Source organism: Glycocaulis albus (assembly GCF_014639075.1).
Classification (GTDB): domain Bacteria; phylum Pseudomonadota; class Alphaproteobacteria; order Caulobacterales; family Maricaulaceae; genus Glycocaulis; species Glycocaulis albus.
The window spans coordinates 99,027-118,008 of the sequence record NZ_BMFS01000001.1 but is presented as its reverse complement, the minus strand read 5'-3'; the positions used below and the strand labels follow the sequence as shown (position 1 = coordinate 118,008).

The 18,982-nt window shown below is 63.0% G+C and carries 17 protein-coding genes; 11 read left to right on the top strand and 6 right to left on the bottom strand.

Annotated features, from left to right (window positions below; all coding sequences use genetic code 11):
* The first annotated feature begins 5 nt into the window (after positions 1-5).
* The gene (sucD, locus tag IEV75_RS00600; RefSeq protein ID WP_188450609.1) at positions 6-914 is read left to right on the top strand and encodes a succinate--CoA ligase subunit alpha; all 909 of its coding nucleotides are present in this window, start codon (positions 6-8) and stop codon (positions 912-914) included.
* Between the two features lie 11 nt (positions 915-925).
* Here sucD and IEV75_RS00595 read toward each other — a convergent pair whose 3' ends face one another.
* Positions 926-2,152: a hypothetical protein gene (locus IEV75_RS00595; protein WP_188450608.1), complete on the bottom strand. Its 1,227-nt coding sequence runs from the start codon at positions 2,150-2,152 to the stop codon at positions 926-928.
* A gap of 328 nt (positions 2,153-2,480) precedes the next feature.
* On the opposite strand from IEV75_RS00595, the gene IEV75_RS00590 reads away from it, so the two are divergent.
* Both IEV75_RS00590 and odhB read left to right on the top strand, forming a co-directional pair.
* The gene (locus IEV75_RS00590; RefSeq protein ID WP_188450607.1) at positions 2,481-5,465 is read left to right on the top strand and encodes a 2-oxoglutarate dehydrogenase E1 component; all 2,985 of its coding nucleotides are present in this window, start codon (positions 2,481-2,483) and stop codon (positions 5,463-5,465) included.
* 32 nt (positions 5,466-5,497) lie between these two features.
* Entirely contained in the window at positions 5,498-7,063 is a 1,566-nt protein-coding gene (gene odhB, locus IEV75_RS00585; protein WP_188450606.1) for a 2-oxoglutarate dehydrogenase complex dihydrolipoyllysine-residue succinyltransferase, read from the top strand.
* A 4-nt stretch (positions 7,064-7,067) separates the two neighbouring features.
* Here the strand turns inward: odhB and IEV75_RS00580 are convergent, their stop codons facing one another.
* Positions 7,068-7,586 carry a hypothetical protein gene (locus IEV75_RS00580; protein WP_188450605.1) on the bottom strand — a complete coding sequence of 173 codons (519 nt, stop codon included), beginning with the start codon at positions 7,584-7,586 and terminating at the stop codon, positions 7,068-7,070.
* A gap of 217 nt (positions 7,587-7,803) precedes the next feature.
* On the opposite strand from IEV75_RS00580, the gene lpdA reads away from it, so the two are divergent.
* From lpdA to IEV75_RS00565, 3 genes are read left to right on the top strand one after another with little or no spacing between them, the layout of a single operon-like run.
* On the top strand, positions 7,804-9,207 hold the full coding sequence (gene lpdA, locus IEV75_RS00575; protein ID WP_188450604.1) for a dihydrolipoyl dehydrogenase: 1,404 nt from the start codon (positions 7,804-7,806) through the stop codon (positions 9,205-9,207).
* 38 nt (positions 9,208-9,245) lie between these two features.
* Entirely contained in the window at positions 9,246-9,815 is a 570-nt protein-coding gene (locus IEV75_RS00570) for a GNAT family N-acetyltransferase (RefSeq protein ID WP_188450603.1), read from the top strand.
* Positions 9,812-10,525, top strand: coding sequence for an NAD-dependent deacylase (locus tag IEV75_RS00565; protein WP_188450602.1), 714 nt, complete (start codon positions 9,812-9,814; stop codon positions 10,523-10,525). The genes IEV75_RS00570 and IEV75_RS00565 overlap by 4 nt, the downstream gene beginning before the upstream one ends.
* A gap of 8 nt (positions 10,526-10,533) precedes the next feature.
* Here the strand turns inward: IEV75_RS00565 and IEV75_RS00560 are convergent, their stop codons facing one another.
* On the bottom strand, positions 10,534-10,944 hold the full coding sequence (locus IEV75_RS00560) for a metallopeptidase family protein (RefSeq protein WP_188450601.1): 411 nt from the start codon (positions 10,942-10,944) through the stop codon (positions 10,534-10,536).
* A 91-nt stretch (positions 10,945-11,035) separates the two neighbouring features.
* Between IEV75_RS00560 and mmcB the strand changes: the two genes are divergently transcribed.
* Complete coding sequence (mmcB, locus tag IEV75_RS00555; protein WP_188450600.1) at positions 11,036-11,497, top strand: DNA repair putative endonuclease MmcB; 462 nt, start codon at positions 11,036-11,038, stop codon at positions 11,495-11,497.
* A 78-nt stretch (positions 11,498-11,575) separates the two neighbouring features.
* Positions 11,576-13,684, top strand: coding sequence for a DUF3857 domain-containing protein (locus IEV75_RS00550; protein ID WP_188450599.1), 2,109 nt, complete (start codon positions 11,576-11,578; stop codon positions 13,682-13,684).
* Here the strand turns inward: IEV75_RS00550 and IEV75_RS00545 are convergent.
* Positions 13,681-14,229, bottom strand: a complete 549-nt coding sequence (locus IEV75_RS00545) for an ActR/PrrA/RegA family redox response regulator transcription factor (RefSeq protein WP_188450598.1) — start codon at positions 14,227-14,229, stop codon at positions 13,681-13,683. The genes IEV75_RS00550 and IEV75_RS00545 overlap by 4 nt on opposite strands.
* A 105-nt stretch (positions 14,230-14,334) precedes the next feature.
* The gene (locus tag IEV75_RS00540; protein WP_188450597.1) at positions 14,335-15,648 is read right to left on the bottom strand and encodes an ActS/PrrB/RegB family redox-sensitive histidine kinase; all 1,314 of its coding nucleotides are present in this window, start codon (positions 15,646-15,648) and stop codon (positions 14,335-14,337) included.
* A 102-nt stretch (positions 15,649-15,750) separates the two neighbouring features.
* On the opposite strand from IEV75_RS00540, the gene IEV75_RS00535 reads away from it, so the two are divergent.
* Together IEV75_RS00535 and IEV75_RS00530 are read left to right on the top strand one after the other, a co-directional pair.
* Entirely contained in the window at positions 15,751-16,395 is a 645-nt protein-coding gene (locus IEV75_RS00535) for an SCO family protein (RefSeq protein ID WP_233351699.1), read from the top strand.
* A gap of 58 nt (positions 16,396-16,453) precedes the next feature.
* On the top strand, positions 16,454-17,731 hold the full coding sequence (locus tag IEV75_RS00530; protein WP_188450595.1) for a polyhydroxyalkanoate depolymerase: 1,278 nt from the start codon (positions 16,454-16,456) through the stop codon (positions 17,729-17,731).
* Here IEV75_RS00530 and IEV75_RS00525 read toward each other — a convergent pair.
* Complete coding sequence (locus tag IEV75_RS00525) at positions 17,728-18,231, bottom strand: invasion associated locus B family protein (RefSeq protein ID WP_188450594.1); 504 nt, start codon at positions 18,229-18,231, stop codon at positions 17,728-17,730. The two genes, IEV75_RS00530 and IEV75_RS00525, sit on opposite strands and share 4 nt — an antisense overlap.
* Before the next feature lie 146 nt (positions 18,232-18,377).
* Here IEV75_RS00525 and IEV75_RS00520 point away from each other — a divergent pair, with 146 nt between their 5' ends.
* Entirely contained in the window at positions 18,378-18,959 is a 582-nt protein-coding gene (locus IEV75_RS00520) for a sigma-70 family RNA polymerase sigma factor (RefSeq protein WP_217978651.1), read from the top strand.
* The last annotated feature ends 23 nt before the right edge of the window (positions 18,960-18,982 follow it).

Here is an 18,982-nt window from a genome sequence, read left to right as displayed (position 1 = left end):
TCCCCATGTCCGTACTGGTAAACAAAGACACGAAGGTTCTCGTTCAGGGCCTGACCGGCAAGACCGGCACCTTCCACACCGAGCAGGCTCTGGCCTATTTCGGCACCAAGATGGTCGGCGGCATCCATCCGAAAAAGGGTGGTGAGAGCTGGACCAGCGGCATGGACGGCGCGGCCTCGCTGCCGATCTTCTCAACCGTCGCCGAAGGCAAGGAGCGCACGGGCGCAACCGCCAGCGTGGTCTATGTCCCGCCGGCTGGCGCGGGCGCAGCGATAATCGAGGCGATCGATGCGGGCATTGAACTGATCGTGTGTATTACCGAGGGCATCCCGGTCATGGACATGGTCAAGGTGAAGGCACGCCTTGAGAAGTCGAACTCGCGCCTTCTGGGCCCGAACTGCCCCGGCGTGCTGACCCCCGAAGAGTGCAAGATCGGCATCATGCCGGGCAATATCTTCAAGAAGGGCTCTGTCGGCGTGGTCTCGCGTTCAGGCACCCTCACCTATGAGGCCGTGTTCCAGACCACCGCCGAGGGCCTCGGCCAGACGACGGCGGTCGGCATTGGCGGCGACCCGGTCAAGGGCACCGAGTTCATTGATGTGCTGGAGATGTTCCTGGCCGACGATGAAACCAAGTCGATCATCATGATCGGCGAAATTGGGGGCTCGGCCGAGGAGGAAGCCGCCCAGTTCCTGCGCGATGAGGCGAAAAAGGGCCGCAAGAAACCAATGGCAGGCTTTATCGCAGGGCGCACGGCGCCCAAGGGCCGCACCATGGGCCATGCCGGCGCGATTGTCGCTGGCGGCAAGGGTGATGCGGAAAGCAAGATCGAGGCGATGAAATCCGCCGGGATCGTCGTCTCAGACAGTCCGGCCCGTCTCGGCAAGACACTCGTCGACGTCCTCAAAGGCTAGGGCTCCAGCTGTCAGAGCGGGAAGCCGGCGCAATCTGCCGGCTCCCGTTCCGGCCGGGACGGGAGCTTCAATGCCAGCAAATAGGGTGCGCTCAGCGTGCGCGTTTCCGGCCCGACAGTCAGACCGCCCAGATAGGCCGGGCGCAGGGCGTGCGCCAGGGCAAGCTGGCCTTCCTGGTCACACCCTTCGATCGCCAGCATACGCCCTGCGCGGCATATCCGCTCGTTCAGTTGTCCGATATTCGTGCGGCGGCGCTCGAACTGGGACAGGGCCGGCGCCCTCATGGACATGATGTCGACGGCAGCGTCATCAAAGCGTTCAAGCCGCAGCGCGCCCTGATCAATATCGACCACTATCCGGCGCGTCAGCATACGCGCGAACCGGGTCACTTCGGTAATCAGGCCTGCGGGCGCATCCATTGGCATGCCTGTAATGAGCAGCATCAGCCGCGCCCGGACAGACTCGCCGATCACGTCGAAGGCATGCATGTAGGGCAGGCGGTATTTCACTGTGGCCAGCGTGTCGAAATGCACCGCGACTGCGGCCAACCCGGGAACAGGGCACGCCAGGAGCGTGCAGGCCGTCTTCTGAAGCAGCGCCTTGTCGAACGCGCTTCGCAGCAAGCCGCCGCCCTCTGCCGGGCACAGCTTATGATCGCGGACCACCGGACCTTTCACATCCATGCGGCCCACTGCGCGGACGCGGTGCAGCGCCACATAGCCGGTGGCCGACGCCCAGAGCGGCTCAAAGCTCAGCGAGAACGGCGAGAAGGTAAGCGGCCCGGGCGCAGGCTTTCCGGCGGCCCTGGGGCTGGTGGCATCTTGTCCGTCCGGCTTTTCTCCGCGCGGCTCGGGCGCACCCTTGCCAAACAGATCGGCCACGGCAAGGTTGACGGTTTCGGCCTCCAGCCCAAGCTCCTTGAGGTAATCAGTTCCCAGAAAGAACGCCCTCAGCTCGGTCTCGATGCGCGCCGTAAACTGTTCGGGCGGCTCCTCACGATCCGGCCCCGGCAGAATGACAAAGCCGGTATTGGCGCGCAAAAGCGCATCACCCGGACCAATACGCTTCCGGATGAACTGCTCGCAGGTATCGAAGATGCGCGAGCGCACCTTCGGCCAGCGCTCCTGGTAGCGTGTTTTCAGCAAGTCGAGATTGATCAGCTGGAGCTGGGTGGTCTCCAGATGGGTCGCCCCTTTGAGCGAGTGGCGGTACTGCGCGAGCATCGAAAGCGTACTCATGGCACGAAACGGGCGGGCTGCTGAATATGTTCCGCCTTCGCCATCAGCGAACGCCATTCGCTGTGATAGTTCAATGACACGATGAATTGCTGGTTAAAGTTCGCTTTCACATAAGGGCCAGGTAAGGAGCTACCGGCAACTCACCGCGGCAAATTTGCGTGATCGGACCTGTCAGCGCCCAAATAGCACGCCCGTTCGTGCGGGTTACCGTTCCACGGGCCGATTTGCACCCATTTGGGCTTCTCTTTTGCGCCGGAGAGGCATAAGTGTCGATTATGCAACCCGGCGCCGCCCCGGCGCTCACGATAACCTGCCCTGAAGGGCCAAGATGACCGACGCTCGCTCCTCCTCGAACCAGACCTTCCTCGACACTTCCTTCCTGTTTGGCGCCAACGCCATCTATCTGGAAGACATGGCCGCGCGCTATGCGAGCAACCCGGCATCGGTGCCGGCTTCATGGCGCAAGTTTTTCGACGCGGTTGGCGATGAAGCCGCCAGCTCGAAGCGCGCCGCGAAGGGGCCGGGCTGGAAACGCGAAGGCTGGCCGCGCAAGTCCAATGGCGAGATGGTCTCGGCGCTCGGCGATATTGAAAGTGTCGTACCCAGCCTGCCGGAAAAGGTTGCAGCCCGCATGGGCGAAACTGCCTCTCCCGCTGATGTGCACTCGGCGGTCAAGGACAGCATTTCAGCCATCATGCTGATCCGTGCCTACCGCATGCGCGGGCATCTGGCGGCGGATCTCGACCCGTTGAAGCTGGGCGAGCGCGAGCCGCAGCCGGAGCTGGACCCGGAGAGCTACGGGTTTGGCGAGGCCGATCTCGACCGCGAGATTTTCATCAATGGCTATCTGGGCCTTGAAACAGCGACCGTGCGCGAGATTCTCGACATCCTCAAGCGCACCTATTGCGGCACTCTGGGCATCGAGTTCATGCACATCTCCAACCCGGAGGAGAAAGCGTGGCTGCAGGAACGCATTGAAGGGCCGGACAAGGAGATTGCGTTCTCGAAGAACGGCAAGAAGGCCATCCTGCGCAAGCTCGTCGAGACCGAAGCCTTCGAACGATTCCTGCACAAGCGTTATCCCGGCACCAAGCGTTTCGGCATTGATGGCGGCGAGGCCATGGTTCCGGCGCTGGAGCAGATCATCAAGCGCGGCGGCGCCATGGGGGTAAGCGACATCATTGTCGGGATGCCCCACCGCGGCCGCCTTAACGTGCTGGCCGCCGTGATGGGCAAGCCCTATCACGTCATCTTCCACGAATTCCAGGGCGGCTCGACAATCGGTGAAGACGAGTTCTCGTCCGGCGACGTGAAATACCATCTGGGTTCATCATCCACACGCGAGTTCGACGGCAATAACGTCCATTTGTCGCTGACAGCCAACCCCTCGCACCTGGAGGCCGTTGACCCTGTCGTGCTGGGCAAGGCGCGCGCCAAGATGAGCAAATACCAGATGCAGACGGGCGAACCGTCCAGCCATAAAGTGCTGCCGCTTCTGCTGCACGGCGACGCGGCCTTTGCCGGTCAGGGCATCGTGGCAGAATGCTTTGGCCTTTCGGGCCTGCGCGGCCACCGTACGGGCGGCGCCATCCATTTCATCGTCAACAACCAGATCGGTTTCACCACCGATCCGCGTGACAGCCGCTCCTCTCCCTACCCGTCCGACGTGGCCCTGATGGTGCAGGCGCCGATCTTCCACGCCAATGGCGACGATCCCGAGGCCGTGGTGTTTGCCGCCAAGGTGGCGACCGAATACCGGCAGAAATTCGGCAAGGATGTCGTCATCGACATGTTCTGCTACCGCCGCTTCGGCCACAATGAGGGCGACGATCCCTCCTTCACCCAGCCGCTCATGTACAAGGCAATCAGCGGCCACCCGACCACGCGCGAGCTTTATACTGATCGTCTTGTCGAGGAGGGCATTGTCACCCGCGAGGATGTCGATGGCTGGGTGAGTGAGCTGGAAGCCTTCCTCGATGATGAGTTCGAACTGGGCAAGTCCTACAAGACCAACAAGGCCGACTGGCTGGATGGCGTGTGGTCAGGCCTGGGCCTGCCGGACGAGGATGACCGGCGCGGTCAGACGGCGGTGGATATCGACGCCCTGAAGGCTGTCGGGGAGGCGATGACGCGCATTCCCGAAGAGTACAATATCCACAAGACCCTGAAACGCGTCATTACCAACCGCCGCGAGACGATCGAGAAGGGCGAGGGGCTGGACTGGGCAACCGCCGAGCATCTCGCCTTCGGCACGCTTCTCACCGAAGGCTTTCCGGTGCGCCTGTCCGGGCAGGATTGCGGGCGCGGCACCTTCTCCCAGCGCCATTCCCATCTGATCGATCAGGAAACGCAGGAGCGCCATACCTTCCTCAACCATTTGAGCGACGACCAGGCGCGCTATGAAGTGATCGATTCCATGCTGTCGGAAGAAGCCGTGCTCGGCTTTGAGTATGGCTACTCGCTCTCGGCGCCCAATACGCTGGTGATGTGGGAAGCCCAGTTCGGCGATTTCACCAATGGCGCGCAGGTCATCATCGACCAGTTCATTTCCTCCTCGGAGCGCAAATGGCTGCGCATGTCCGGCCTCGTCATGCTTCTGCCGCACGGCTATGAGGGCCAGGGACCGGAGCACTCCTCCGCGCGGCTGGAGCGCTTCCTGCAGCAATGCGCCGAAGACAATATGCAGGTTGCCAACTGCTCCACGCCGGCGAACTATTTCCATATTCTGCGCCGTCAGATCCATCGCGGCTTCAGAAAGCCGCTGGTCATCATGACCCCGAAATCGCTGCTGCGGCACAAGCGCTGCGTGTCGGATCTCTCCGAGTTCGGGCCCGGCTCCTCCTTCCACCGCGTCCTGTGGGATGATGGCGATACCAGCGTGCGCACCGACCGGGGCGAGTTTGCGCAATTGCGCGCCGAACCGGTGGTGGCCGACAAGGATATCCGCCGTGTCGTGCTGTGTTCGGGCAAGGTCTATTACGATCTGCTTGAAGCGCGCGAGAACAAGGGTCTAAATGACGTCTATCTCTTGCGCGTGGAGCAGTTCTACCCCTTCCCGGCCAAGTCCATCATCGACGAGCTGAAGCGTTTCCCGCAGGCCGATATCGTATGGTGCCAGGAAGAACCCAAGAATATGGGCGGCTGGACCTTCGTGGAACCCTATCTGGAGTTCTGCCTTGAAAAGGTGGGCGGCAAGTCGAAGCGGCCGCGCTATGTCGGGCGCGCGCCATCTGCTTCCACGGCTACCGGACTGCTTTCGCGTCACCAGGCCCAGCAGCAGGCCCTGGTCGACGAAGCCCTCGCCAAAGACTGACCCCTCTCACACCCGATCTGGATGACCGTATCATGAGCGCAATCACCGTCCCCACACTTGGCGAATCCGTTTCCGAAGCCACCGTCGGAAGCTGGCTGGTATCTGAAGGTCAGTCCGTGAAGAAGGACGATGTCCTGGTCGAGCTGGAAACCGACAAGGTATCGGTAGAGGTCCGCGCCGAGGAAGACGGGGTCATCACCGCCATCAAGGCCAAAGAGGGCGAGACGGTCGAGATTGGCGCCGCACTCGCCGAGTTCGAGGCGGGCGCATCCGGGGCGAAATCGCCCGAACCCAAAAAAGCCGAGAAGAAAGACGAGGCACCGAAAAAGGACGACAAGCCTGCGGAGAAATCCGAGGCCAAGTCTGATGAGGCCAAGTCCGATCAGGCGAAATCCGGCGCCGGCGGCGCGCTGACCGATGCCAAGGTTCCGGTCATGGGCGAAAGCGTCGCTGAAGGCACGGTCGGTAACTGGCTGGTGAAAGTCGGCGATAGCGTCAGCGTCGATCAGCCGCTCATGGAAATCGAGACCGACAAGGTGGCCGTTGAAGTGCCCTCGCCGGTCGCAGGCGTGCTGGAAGAGGCGCTGGTCAAGGAAGGCGATAGCGTGGAGCCGGGCCAGGTCGTGGCGAAAATCCGTGAAGGCGCGTCCGGCGGGTCTGCAAAATCGGAAAGCAAGTCCGAAGCCCCCAAGGCGGAAAGCAAATCATCGGACGATGTTAAGGCGATGCCATCCGCCCAGCGCGTGGCGTCCGAGAACAAGGTTGATCTGTCCAAGGTCGAGGGCACTGGCCGCGATGGCCGCGTGACCAAGGGCGATGCGCTCAAAGCCGTGGAGCAGGGCGCGCGCGCACCCGAACCGGCTGCGGTGGCGCAAGCGTCCGCCCCGCGCGAGACGGGCGAGCGCGAGGAACGCGTGAAAATGACCCGGCTGCGCCAGACCATCGCGCGCCGCCTGAAGGAAGCGCAGAACTCTGCTGCCATGCTGACCACGTATAACGAGGCTGACATGAGCGCGATCATGGCGCTGCGCAAGGAGGTGCAGGACGATTTCACCGCGAAGCACGGCATCAAGCTCGGCTTCATGAGTTTCTTTGTGAAGGCATGTGTGGCCGCGCTGCAGGACATCCCGGCGGTCAATGCCGAAATCGACGGCACCGACATCATCTACAAGAATTACTATGATATCGGCGTGGCGGTCGGCACTGATCGCGGCCTCGTCGTGCCGGTGGTGCGCGATTGTGACCAGAAATCGCTGGCGGGTATCGAGAAGGGCATCATGGATCTCGGCAAGCGCGCCCGCGACGGCCAGCTGGGCCTTGAGGACATGCAAGGGGCAACCTTCACCATCTCCAATGGCGGGGTCTATGGCTCGCTGATGAGTTCGCCCATCCTCAATGCGCCGCAATCGGGCATTCTCGGCATGCACAAGATCCAGGAGCGCCCGGTCGCCATTAATGGCCAGGTCGTGATCCGCCCGATGATGTATCTGGCCCTGTCCTATGATCACCGCATCGTGGACGGCAAGGAAGCTGTCACCTTCCTGGTGCGCGTGAAGGAGAGCCTTGAGAAGCCGGAGCGCCTGCTGCTGGATATCTAGAAATCTACTGGCGTAGCACCGGAATCAGCCCCAGCGCGCGCCAGCAGAACGCGATCGACAGGCCAAAGACAAGGATGGCGGTTACCGCCTCGTCGGCTGACGGCACGCCGCCCAGCAGGCGCAATATGCCGACAGCGACGCCAAACCCCGCGATCAGCGCGACAATGCCGCGTATCAGATAACCGCGGCTCTGGCTGATCGTGACAAGGTAAAGCCCGCTGACAATGCCGAGGCCTATCGCGGCCGGTACGCTGGGGCCCACCGTGCCGGCGCTGGCCTCGTTCAGCATGCCCGACATCACGGCACTGCCCGCCCCGGCGCCGAGCGCAACCATTGTCCAGCGCAGCCCGGCGACCGCCCACAGGGCCGCCTTGTGACGCGGACGATTGTGATCGGACACAAAAAGCCGGCCCGACAGGCGCGCAACGCCCGCATAACGCTTGCGGCTTTCGGGATTGTGCAAGACCTCGAACAGGGCCGACGCGATCAGCCCGGACACCAGCGATACCAGAAACGTTTCCAAGCGGTACTGTCCCTTTGCCCGTAGCGAGCCCCCGTTCGCGGATCAAAAGCCAGACCGGCGCGCGGATCAAGCCCTGATGCTGGGGCTGAAGACATGCACGGCCGCAAGGCAGGCTTGCGGGCAGATGTGATTGACGCGCTGGCCTGCTTGGCTAGGTTGCGAAATGACAGGCCCGGACCCCCTCCCCGTTCCTATCTGCCGGGCCGGAGGACATCTCATGGCTGACACGTATGACGTTGTAATCATTGGCGGCGGGCCGGGCGGCTATAACTGCGCGATCCGTGCGGGGCAGCTGGGTCTGAAGACGGCCATCATCGAGATGCGCAAGACGCTGGGCGGAACCTGTCTCAATGTCGGCTGCATCCCGTCCAAGGCGCTGCTGCACGCCTCTGAACTCTACGAGATGGCCAATAGCGAATTTGCCGGCATGGGTATCGGCACCGGCAAGATCACGCTCAACCTGGAAAAGATGATGGGCCAGAAGGCTGACGCCGTGGAGGGCCTGACCAAGGGCGTCGCCGGCCTGATGAAGAAGAACAAGGTCGAGCATTTCCACGGCAAGGGGAAGATTGCCGGCAAGGGCAAGGTTACGGTCACGCTGGAAGACGGCTCGGAAAAGACGCTGGAGACGAAAAACATCGTCATCGCGACCGGCTCGGAGGTCACTCCGCTGCCGGGCGTGGAGATTGATGAAAAACAGATCGTTTCTTCCACCGGCGCGCTGGAGCTGGAAAGCGTGCCGGAGAAGCTCGTTCTGATCGGCGCAGGCGTGATCGGGCTGGAGCTGGGTTCAGTCTGGCGCCGTCTCGGATCGGAAGTGATGGTGGTTGAGTATCTCGACCGGGTCCTGCCGACCATGGATGGCGAGATTTCCAAACAGGCCAAGCGCCTGTTTGAAAAGCAGGGCATGATTTTCAAGCTCGGCCGCAAGGTGACGGGCGTGGAGAAGGACGCCAAGGCACTGAAAGTGAAGACCGAGGCCGCCAGCGGCGGCGAGGAAGAGGTGCTGGACGCCGATGTGGTGCTGGTCTGCATAGGCCGGCGCCCCTACACCGAGGGTCTGGGTCTGGAGAGCGTAGGCATCGAGACCGACAAGCGCGGTTTCATCCCGAACGAGCACTTCAGGACCTCGGCTGACGGAGTGTGGGTGATCGGCGACACGACACACGGGCCCATGCTGGCCCACAAGGCCGAGGATGACGGCACGGCCTGCGCCGAGCTGATCGCCGGCAAGGCAGGCCATGTGAACTATTTGGCCACGCCCAGCGTCGTCTATACCCGGCCCGAGATTGCCAGCGTCGGTTATACCGAGGAACAGCTCAAGGAGATGGGCCGGGAATACAAAACCGGCAAATTCCCGTTCATGGCCAACAGCCGCGCACGCACCAATCACGATACGGACGGATTTGTGAAAATCCTTGCCGATGCGAAGACCGACGAGATCCTGGGCGGGCACATCATGGGCCCGCACGCAGGCGAAATGATCGGCGAGATCGCTCTGGCCATGGAGTTCCGCGCCGCCTCTGAAGACATTGCCCGCACCAGCCATGCCCACCCCACATTGTCAGAAGCCATCCGGCAGGCAGCCATGGGGGTAGAGGGCTGGACGATGCAGATGTAGACTGCGCCCAGCACCGCAACTCCCCGGCAGGCGGGACCATGACAGCGCACGAGACCGTTTCAGCAGGCCCGATGTGGGCAACGCCGCGCCTGCGCCTTGTGGCGCTGGATACGGCCCTGGCGTGCCTTCAGCTTGACGATCGCAAACAGTTTTTCCGTGCACTGAACGTATCACCGGAAGCCAGCTGGCCACCCGAGCTCAACAATACCGAAAGCATGACGCAGACGCGCGACCGTCTGACGGATCGCCCTGCGGAGGCCGGCTGGCACGGCTGGGTTTTCATCATGCGCTGGGCCGATGATGCGCCCGGACGCCTTGTCGGCAATGGCGGCTTCTATGGTCCGCCTGACAAGAGCGGGACGGTCGAGGTGGGCTACTCCATGCTGCCAAGCTTCCGCGAACAGGGTTTGGCCACCGAGGCCGTCCAGGGGCTCGCGGGTTGGGCGTTCAGCCAGCCCGGCGTGACGGCGATCACGGCACGCACCCTGGTTTCCGCCGCTGCCTCGCGGCGCGTTCTGGAGAAAAGCGGCTTCGTGATGACGGGCGAGGACAGCTCTGGACAGACCGGGCAGCTTGCCGTCTACACCCTTCAGCGCCCGGCCGGATGAACGCCCGGGCGGCCCGCAATATCGTGATCCTGACCGGGGCAGGTATCAGCGCCGAGTCCGGCCTCGGCACATTTCGCGACAAGGGTGGTATCTGGGACAAGTTCGACTGGCAGAAGCTGGCCACGCCTGAGGCCTTCGCCGCCGACCCTGAGAGCGTCCACGCCTTCTACAATGCACGCCGCGACAATCTGCTCGCCGCTGAGCCCAACGATGCCCACCGCGCGCTCGCTGCGCTGGAGCTCATCTGGCAGGCCGAGGAACGCGGCAGCTTCCTGCTCGTCACGCAGAATATCGATGATCTGCATGCGCGTGGCGGCTCGAACGCAGTGCTGCACATGCACGGCGAATTGCTCAAAAGCCGCTGCAACCATTGCAGCCATCTGTTCGAACATGAGCACGCCATCACGCCGGACTCGCCCTGCCCGTCCTGCGGACGCGCAGGCGGCTTGCGCCCGCATGTCGTGTGGTTCGGCGAAATGCCGCTGGGCCTCGACACGATCTATGAGGCCCTTTCGGCGTGCGGTCTCTTCGTGGCCATCGGCACGTCCGGCACGGTCTATCCGGCCGCGGGGTTCGTGACCGAAGCCAAAGCCGCCGGCGCGTGGACGGTGGAATTGTCACTGGAGCCGGGGGAGGTCAGCACGCTCTTTGACGAGCGCCATTACGGCCCGGCGACCAAAATAGTGCCGGACTGGGCGGGGCGGGTTTGAGAGGGACCCTAATCCACACTGTCCTCAATGGCGTGCATGTCATCGTCTGACAGGCCGAAATGGTGGCCGATCTCGTGGACGAGCACATGGGTGATGAGATCGCCAAGGCTCACATCCCCGCGCTCGCACCATTCCAGCAATACGGGCAAGCGGTAGAGGAAGACATGGTCGGGCATCGCCGCTGGATCCATCAGTGATTTTTCCGTCAGATCAACACCGTGATAAAGCCCGGTCAGTTCATACGGGTTTTCCATCTCAAGTGCTTTGAGCGTCTCTTCGTCGGCAAAATCGGCAATCTGGATCACCACATTGCCGCATAGCTGGCGGAAGGCCTCCGGCAGGGACGAAAAGGCCGTTTCCGCGATATCGAGGAAATCGGCTTCGGACGGGGCAAGCTGGTCTTTGAAAATCGATGTCATGCCTCTTACCTAGCCCGGCGCGGCGTGGCCGCCTAGATGGACTCGGGGGCCAGGCTTGCAAACAGAACAAAGTTCGAACACTATTTCGCCCATGAAGCCTGAAACCCTCCCGATTGCCTCACTGACCAACCCGGCCATTGATGATGCGCAAGGCCTGATGCGCGGGGCGGCGCGTGTGCTGGCAAGCTTTGGCCTTGCCGCCATACCGGAATTTTCCCTGCCCTGCGGGCGGCGGGCGGATTTGATGGCACTGGGGCCGAAAGGCGAGCTGGTCATTGTCGAGGTGAAGTCCGGCGCAGCCGATTTCCGCGCCGATGGCAAATGGCCGGAATATTTCGACTGGTGTGACCGGTATTTCTTCGCCGTATCGGAACGGTTTCCGCGCACCCTGCTGCCCGAACATACCGGCCTCATCATCGCGGACGGGTTTGGGGGCGCCATCGTGCGCGAAAGCCCGGTCAACCCGCTAGCCCCCGCCCGGCGCAAATCCATCACCTTGCGCTTTGCCCGAACCGCAGCCGAAAGGGCCATGCGGCTCGACCGAACGTCCTGAGATTTGCAGATTCAGGTTGTAGCCCGGCCCATACCCGACAATACTGACCGTAGAGGGGCTTGCTTGAGGGGGTAGGCGATGAGCGTTGGGCGTGTGCTCGCATTTTGCGGGCTGGGATTTGCCGTGATCATGGCGTTGGCCTATCTGGCCTTTCACTATCCCGGTGATGGCCCTGCGGACCCGCCAGGGTTAATCGCCACCAACGACGCACGCACTCCGCAAGCACGCGAACTGCTCCCGGCAACGGCGTCCGCGCGCACACTGGAATTCGGACCGGCCCCGGCCTTTGTTCAGCCTGTACCGATGCCCGACCCGGCCACAGCTGGCGTTGAACCGACAGGCGGCGCCCGCCTGTTGCTCGCGGATTTCCAATACGATGCTCGAAATCCCGAAGCCGGCCTCTACACACGCTATGTGATCGAGGCAGTGGCCGGCGCCGGCCTGGCGGCAATTTCCCGCTTCCAGATCAATCTGGACCCCCGTTATCAGTCCATTATCATTCACGAGGCAGTCATTATCCGCGGCGGCGAGCGCGAAAGCCGCGAGGGCCGGGTGGCTGCCGAATTTCTCCGCCAGGAGCCGGAACTGGCCTACGGCATTATCACCGGAATGGAAGTGGCCGTGCTCCGTATCGAGGATGTCCGCCAAGGCGATACGCTCGATCTGTCCTATTCCGTGACCGGTGCCAATCCGCTGCTTGCGCCCCACGATACCCGCAGCTTTCCACTGGCCTCGATAACCGGAATCGAACAGCTCTCCGTCCGTACAAGCTGGCCCCGCGGCGCATCTTACCGCGTTATCGGCACCAGTGAGGAAGACGTGACGGTCGAGCACCGCCGGGGACAGACCGTCTATGGTTTCGGCCCGCATCGCATTGCCCCGGTCCAGCTGGAGGATGGCGCGCCCGCCGATCACCCGCAACTGCCGGTCCTGATGGTGTCGTCCTGGCCGGACTGGGCGAGTGTGGCCGACTGGGGCCGGAGCTTCTACCGCCTGCCAGCTGAACCCGATGCCGAGATCGCCGCGCTGGCTGCCCGCTTTCGCGAGGCTCATGGCGCTCCGGCACGTCAACTGACGGCCGCGCTGGAATTCGTTCAGGATGAGATCCGCTATCAGGCCGTCCTGCTTGGTGACGGCACCTATGTCCCAGCCTCTACCAGCGAAACATTGCGCACGCGTACCGGTGACTGCAAGGCCAAGACCTTGCTCCTGCTCGCTTTGCTGGATGCGCTTGGTATCGAAGCCTACCCGGTTCTGGCCCACACCACGGCCGGGCGTGGACTGGACGGCTATCCGCCGAGCCCGCAGCTTTTCGACCATGTTTTCGTCCAGGCCCGCCTTGACGGCCATACATTCTGGCTCGAGCCGGCGATGGCCGGTCAGCGCGGCTCGCTTTTCAACCGCAGCCAGCCCGATTACGGGCTGGTGCTGGTTCTCGATGACCAGGCGAGCCGCCTTACCAGCATGGCCACCGCCGAACCGCCGGTGGCGTCCACCGTCTTTCTGGAATCCTTCGAACTGCTGAACCAGTCACTGGAAGACCCGCTGAGCTGGTCGATTGAGGTGACCCATCGCGGACATATGGCGGACCAGTGGCGCAATATCGTCCGCGAGATGGGGCTGAGCCAGCTGGAACAGGCCTACACCCTGTTCTACAGCAGCTATCGTCAGTCCGCCGAGCTGGAGACGCCCCTGCAGATGGAAGATGACGAGGAAATGAACACGCTCATCTTCACCGCCAGCTGGCAGGTTGCACCGCTGGTAAGCCCTGCAGACGCCGATGGTGTGCGTGAGATCCGGCTCAGGCCCCACACGCTGGACGACATGCTGGCAGCAACCGCGATGGACCGGCGCTCGCCTGTCGCAACCGCGTATCCGGTCCATCGCCGCCACATCATTGAGGGCGGTATCGACTATAGCGACGGCAATTTCTGGCAGCTGCAGGACACTCGCGACGTATTTGCCAATGAAGCCTTCGAATTCAGCTACACCACGCACTACGAGAATGGACTGCTGACACTGGACTACGAACAACGCGCGCTGCAGCCTTCAGTCGTGCTCACCGAAGAGATGGTGGAACACCACCGGCAGATGCGCCAGCGCCTGCGGGCCTATATCCTGCAACTCCACACCCATCCGCCCGAAGGCCAGGCGGATGACGAAGTGCCGGATTCAGGCAAGTCCTAGCGCGGCGCGCGCTTGGCGAGGATACGCTGCAGGGTGCGCCGGTGCATGTTCAGCCGCCGGGCGGTTTCCGACACGTTGTGATCGCACAGCTCGAACACGCGCTGGATATGCTCCCAGCGCACACGGTCCGCGCTCATCGGGTTTTCCGGCGGTTCCGGCTTGGTGCCGGGCGCAGCCAGCAGGGCTTTCACCACATCATCGGCATCGGCGGGCTTGGAGAGATAGTCGATAGCGCCCGATTTCACCGCCGCCACCGCGGTTGCGATATTGCCATAGCCGGTCAGCATGACCGCGCGGCAATCGGGGCGCTGCCGGTGCAGGGCGCGCACCACGTCCAGCCCGTCCCCGTCCTCCAGACGCAGATCCACAACCGCAAAGGCCGGCGGCGCGCTGCGCGCCACCTCCAGCGCTTCGGCGACACTGCCTACTGCCGTCACCTCGAAGCCGCGCTGCGTCATGGCCCGGTCAAGCCGGTTACGAAAGGGCGCGTCGTCATCAAGGATGAGAAGCGTGCGGTCGGCGGGCAGGTCGAGCATTTCTGTCATGGTTTGGCCCGGTTCCTTTCAGGTACAGGCATCGCAATGAGTATATGTTACCTGATCTAGGACAGGCGGGCGGGAAGTAAAAGGCCTGACGCCGCCCATGCCCGCTCAGGCGGGAAGGGCAAGCCCCTTTCGTGGCAGGGTCATGACCACTTGCGCGCCTGAGCGACCCGGCCGGTTTTCAAACCGGACCTGGCCTCCCAGCCGCTCTATCAGCGTTGTGGCAATGAACACGCCGAGCCCCAGCCCGCCCGGCCCCGGCTCATGCCGGCGCGTGGTGATATAGGGCTCGCCCAGCTTGGACAGGATATCGGCCGGAAAGCCCGGCCCGTCATCGCTGACAGTGATCGTGATGAGATCATCCCTCCAGCCTGCCTGCAGATGCACCTCGTTGCGGGCGAAGTCGACGGCATTTTCAACAAAATTGCCCAGCGCATAGATCAGTTCTGGCCGGCGGCGGAGGAGCGGTGTGTCATCTGCGCCATCAAGATCAATCAGTATGGCTGCCCCTACACCCTTCAGCGGGGCTGCAGCCTCGTCCAGCACATCGCCAAGAGCCATCCGGTCATGCATCTGGTCGGTGTCGCTGGGGGCCTGTGAGAGGCGTCTGAGAATGTCGCGGCAACGCTCGGCCTGCGACACCAGAAGCGCTGCATCCTCCTGCAATTCGGGGTCTTTCAGAGCGCGCGCCATCTCCTTGGCCGTCAATTGGATCGTAGCCAGCGGCGTGCCGAGTTCATGGGCCGCTGCCGCCGACAGCGCGCCCAGTGCCGACAGGCGCTGCTCGCGCGCCAGCACGCTCTGGGTTGCGGCCAGCGCAGCCCCCATGCGCCGTGCCTCGCTGCCCACCCGCCAAGCGTAGACGGCAGTAAAGGCGATGGTGATGACCAGTGCCAGCCACAGTCCCGCTTGATAGAGGGGCGGCAGGCTCAACGGCCCCGCCCACTCATTCCACGGCAAGGGCATATGCCAGACGCTCATAGCCAGCGATCCGGCAATGGTCAGTGCGGCCAGCGTCATCCACCAGCGTACCGGCAGGGCCGCCACCCCGATGAGTACCGGCGCGGCTACCACAAAGGCAAACGGGTTGGACGTGCCGCCTGTCAGCGCCACCAGAACGATCACCTGCATCACGTCAAAGGCGAGCTGGGCGAAGCTTTCGGGTTCGCTGGCAAAGCGCTGGACGGGCTGGGTGTAGGCGATCACAAGGTTGAGAGCGGCGCTGGCACCGATCGCGGCAAGGCACAAGGCCAGCGGCAGGTCGAAGCCGAGGATGAAATGCACCCCGAACACGGTGATGGTCTGGCCGGTAACCGCCAGCCATCTCAACACAATAAGGGTGCGCAGCCTGACCCGCCCGAAAAGCGGGGTAAGGGACGGATCGGCGCTGTTTTCATCAGCGTCGGCGTGGAAAAAGGCCAAGACAGCTCTCCCGGGTCGTGCTGCGTTGCAGCGTAGCGCCTCGACAGGACGATGATTTGCGCCCTATCTATTCGTCAGAAGCATACCGGGGAGTTCGCGCACGTGAACTGGTCAAACCGTCCTGCCTGGCTTTTTCCTGTCATTGCCAGCGCCGTCTGCGTCATCATTGCGGTTATCGCGCTGGTCTATGCCAGCGGACAGCGCACCAACGCCGCGCCCGGGGTGCGTGAAAGCGGCCAGGCCCTGATTGGCGGCGATTTCGAGCTTGTGGCCCATACCGGCGAGACGGTGACGCATGCCGACTTTGAAGGCCGGCCCATGCTCATCTATTTCGGCTTCACCTATTGCCCTGACATTTGCCCGATGTCGTTGCAGCTGATGGCGCAGGCTCTGCAGGAGCTGGACGAGACGCAGCGCGCCCAGTTCCAGCCCCTTCTCATCAGCCTTGATCCTGAACGCGACACGCCCGAAGCGCTGGCGCAATATGTCGAGACACCGGTCTTTCCCGAAGACCTGATTGGCCTGACCGGCAGCCCGGAACAGGTGGCCGCCGCCGCGCGCGCCTACCGCGTCTACTATGCCCGCTCCGAAGCCGACGCCTCGATGGCCGAATACCTGATCGACCATTCCTCGCTTATCTATCTGATGGACCGTGAGGGCCGTTTTGTGGAGGTTTTCCCCCACGCCACGCCGCCCGGGCGCATTGCGCAATCCCTGCAACGGTTTTTACAGGAAGAGGGCGCATGATCGCCGTCCTGAAATCCTGGGGACGCTGATACCCGCTAGGCCGGAGGCCTGATTTTCAATGCTTTACACCTTTATGGAAATGACCCGCGCAGCGATGCTGCCCTGGCGCACCGCAGCCAATATGGCCCGCACCACGCTGCGCTCGCCGCTCAACCCGATGGGTGACACGCTGGCCGGGCGTACCGCGGCGGCCGCTGCCGACGTGTTTGAAAGCCTGACGCGCTATTACGGCAAGCCGGAATGGGGCATTGAAGCCACCGAGGTGAACGGCCTGCCGGTGGGCGTCGAAGTCGAGACCATCTGGCAGAAGCCTTTCTGCAATCTGGTGCATTTCACCCGCGACCGCGCCGCACTCGCCGCCGCGCGCAAGGTGAAAGAGCCACAGCTCGCCGACCCGAAACTCCTGCTGGTTGCGCCCATGTCGGGCCATTACGCGACGCTGCTGCGCGGCACGGTGGAAGCCTTCCTGCCAACCCATGAGGTTTACATCACCGACTGGGCCGATGCCCGCATGGTGCCGGTGATGGAAGGCCGGTTCGGGCTGGGTGACTATGCCGATTATGTCCGCGAGATGATCACGGTGATCGGCCCGGGCGCCCACGTCGCCGCCGTCTGCCAGCCCGGCCCGCCCGTGCTGGCCGCGCTATCGCTGATGGCTGAAGACAAGGATCCGGCGCGTCCGGCCACCATGACCTTTATGGGCTCGCCCATCGATGCGCGCAAAAGCCCGACCGTGCCCAACAAGCTGGCCGAAGAGCGCCCGTTTGAATGGTTCCGGGACAATCTGATCCACACCGTGCCGGCGGTGTATCCTGGCGCACTGCGCCGGGTCTATCCGGGCTTTCTGCAGCTCACCGGCTTCATCAACATGAATTATGAGCGCCATGTCGACGCCCATTACGACTACTTTGCCAATCTGGTGAAGGGCGATGGCGACAGCACCGACAAGCACCGCCAGTTCTATGATGAATATCTTTCGGTCATGGACCTGACCGAGGAGTTCTATCTGGAAACCATCGCCGATGTGTTCCAGGCCCACGCCCTGCCGCAGGGCAAGTTCGAGGTGAAGGGCCGCGTTGTCGATCCGTCAGCGATCACCGATATCGCGCTTCTCACCGTCGAGGGCGAGAATGACGATATTTCCGGCATCGGCCAGACACAGGCCGCCCATACGCTCTGCTCGGGCCTGCCCGAAGCCCTGCGCGCGGACTATATCCAGCCCGATGTCGGCCATTATGGCGTATTCAACGGACGGCGCTTCCGCGAGGAGATCGTGCCGCGCATGAACGCCTTCATGGAGCGCCACGCCCGCCCGGCAAAGGGCACGGCCTCCTAGCGGCAAAGCTCGCTGGCCTGCCTCAGCGCGGCTGTCACGCCCGATAGCGAGAAGGTATAGGCGGTATTGGTCCCGCGCGCCGAGACCGCCTCGATACGCATGGTGGCACCCCGGCGCATGGCATCAACCAGCCTGGCTTCCTCGCGCGGTTCCTCGACAAAGCCTTCGCGCTCATCGACATACATCCCCACCCTGTCAGAGCCGACCGAGGCGCGTGGCGGATTGTCGGCGCGCAGCTCGTAGCCTGCCAGAAAGCTCGGCTGCTCGCGCGCGGCCCCGTTCGCCCAGCTGGACACAAAGAAATACACATCGCCATGATCTACCGTTCCGGGGCGGGAATCGGTCGGGCGCGAAACCGCATAGCAGATGCGCTCTGCCCCGCTGCCACGTGTGAAGACACGCCAGTCATTGTGCTGGCCCTGAAAATCAGGCGCCTGGGCAAGGCTAGGAGCGCAAACGGCAAGGGCGCAAAGGGCGGCGGAGGCAAGGGCGAGGCGCATGGCGCGGGTTCCTCTGATGGCGGCTGACTGCAGGCCGGTTATGTTTCTGCTCTGGTAACGGCGATTTCAAGGCGCGCAGCCCTTTAAACCGCGTTAAGGTGCATGTCTGTTTGGTGCAATCCGGGGCGCGAGAGCGATTATCCTCCTTGGCGGACTTCAAGATCAGGACTGACGCCCCGCAGGGGCGCGAAACGCTCGATGCGCTTGTGGAGGAAACCGCCCGGCAGAACCGGGCGGCCTTTGCCACATTGTTCAACTTCTTTGCGCCGCGTGTGAAATCCTACCTTTTGCGCCTGAGTGCGGATGACGCGCTGGCCGAGGAAATCGCCCAGGAAGTGATGCTCACCGTCTGGCGCAAGGCCCATCAGTTTGACCGGACGCAGGCCTCCGCCTCGACATGGATATTCCGCATAGCGCGCAACAAGCGCATCGATATTGCGCGGCGCGCCTCAAAACCCGCACTGGACCCGGAAGAACCCTCCCTGCTGCCGCCGCCGGACATTGCCCCTGACGAAGCCACCCATGCCAGCGCCCGCGATCTGCGCGTGCAGGCCGCGCTGAAGGAATTGCCGCCAGAACAGCTTTCACTGTTGCAGCTGGCCTTCTTCGACGGGCTGTCCCATCGCGAGATAGCCGATCAGCTCGATATGCCGCTGGGCACCGTGAAGTCGCGCCTGCGCCTTGCCTTCGACAAGCTGCGCAAGCATCTCGACGCTGAGGATCTGTGACCACCCCGGACTGCAATAACTAT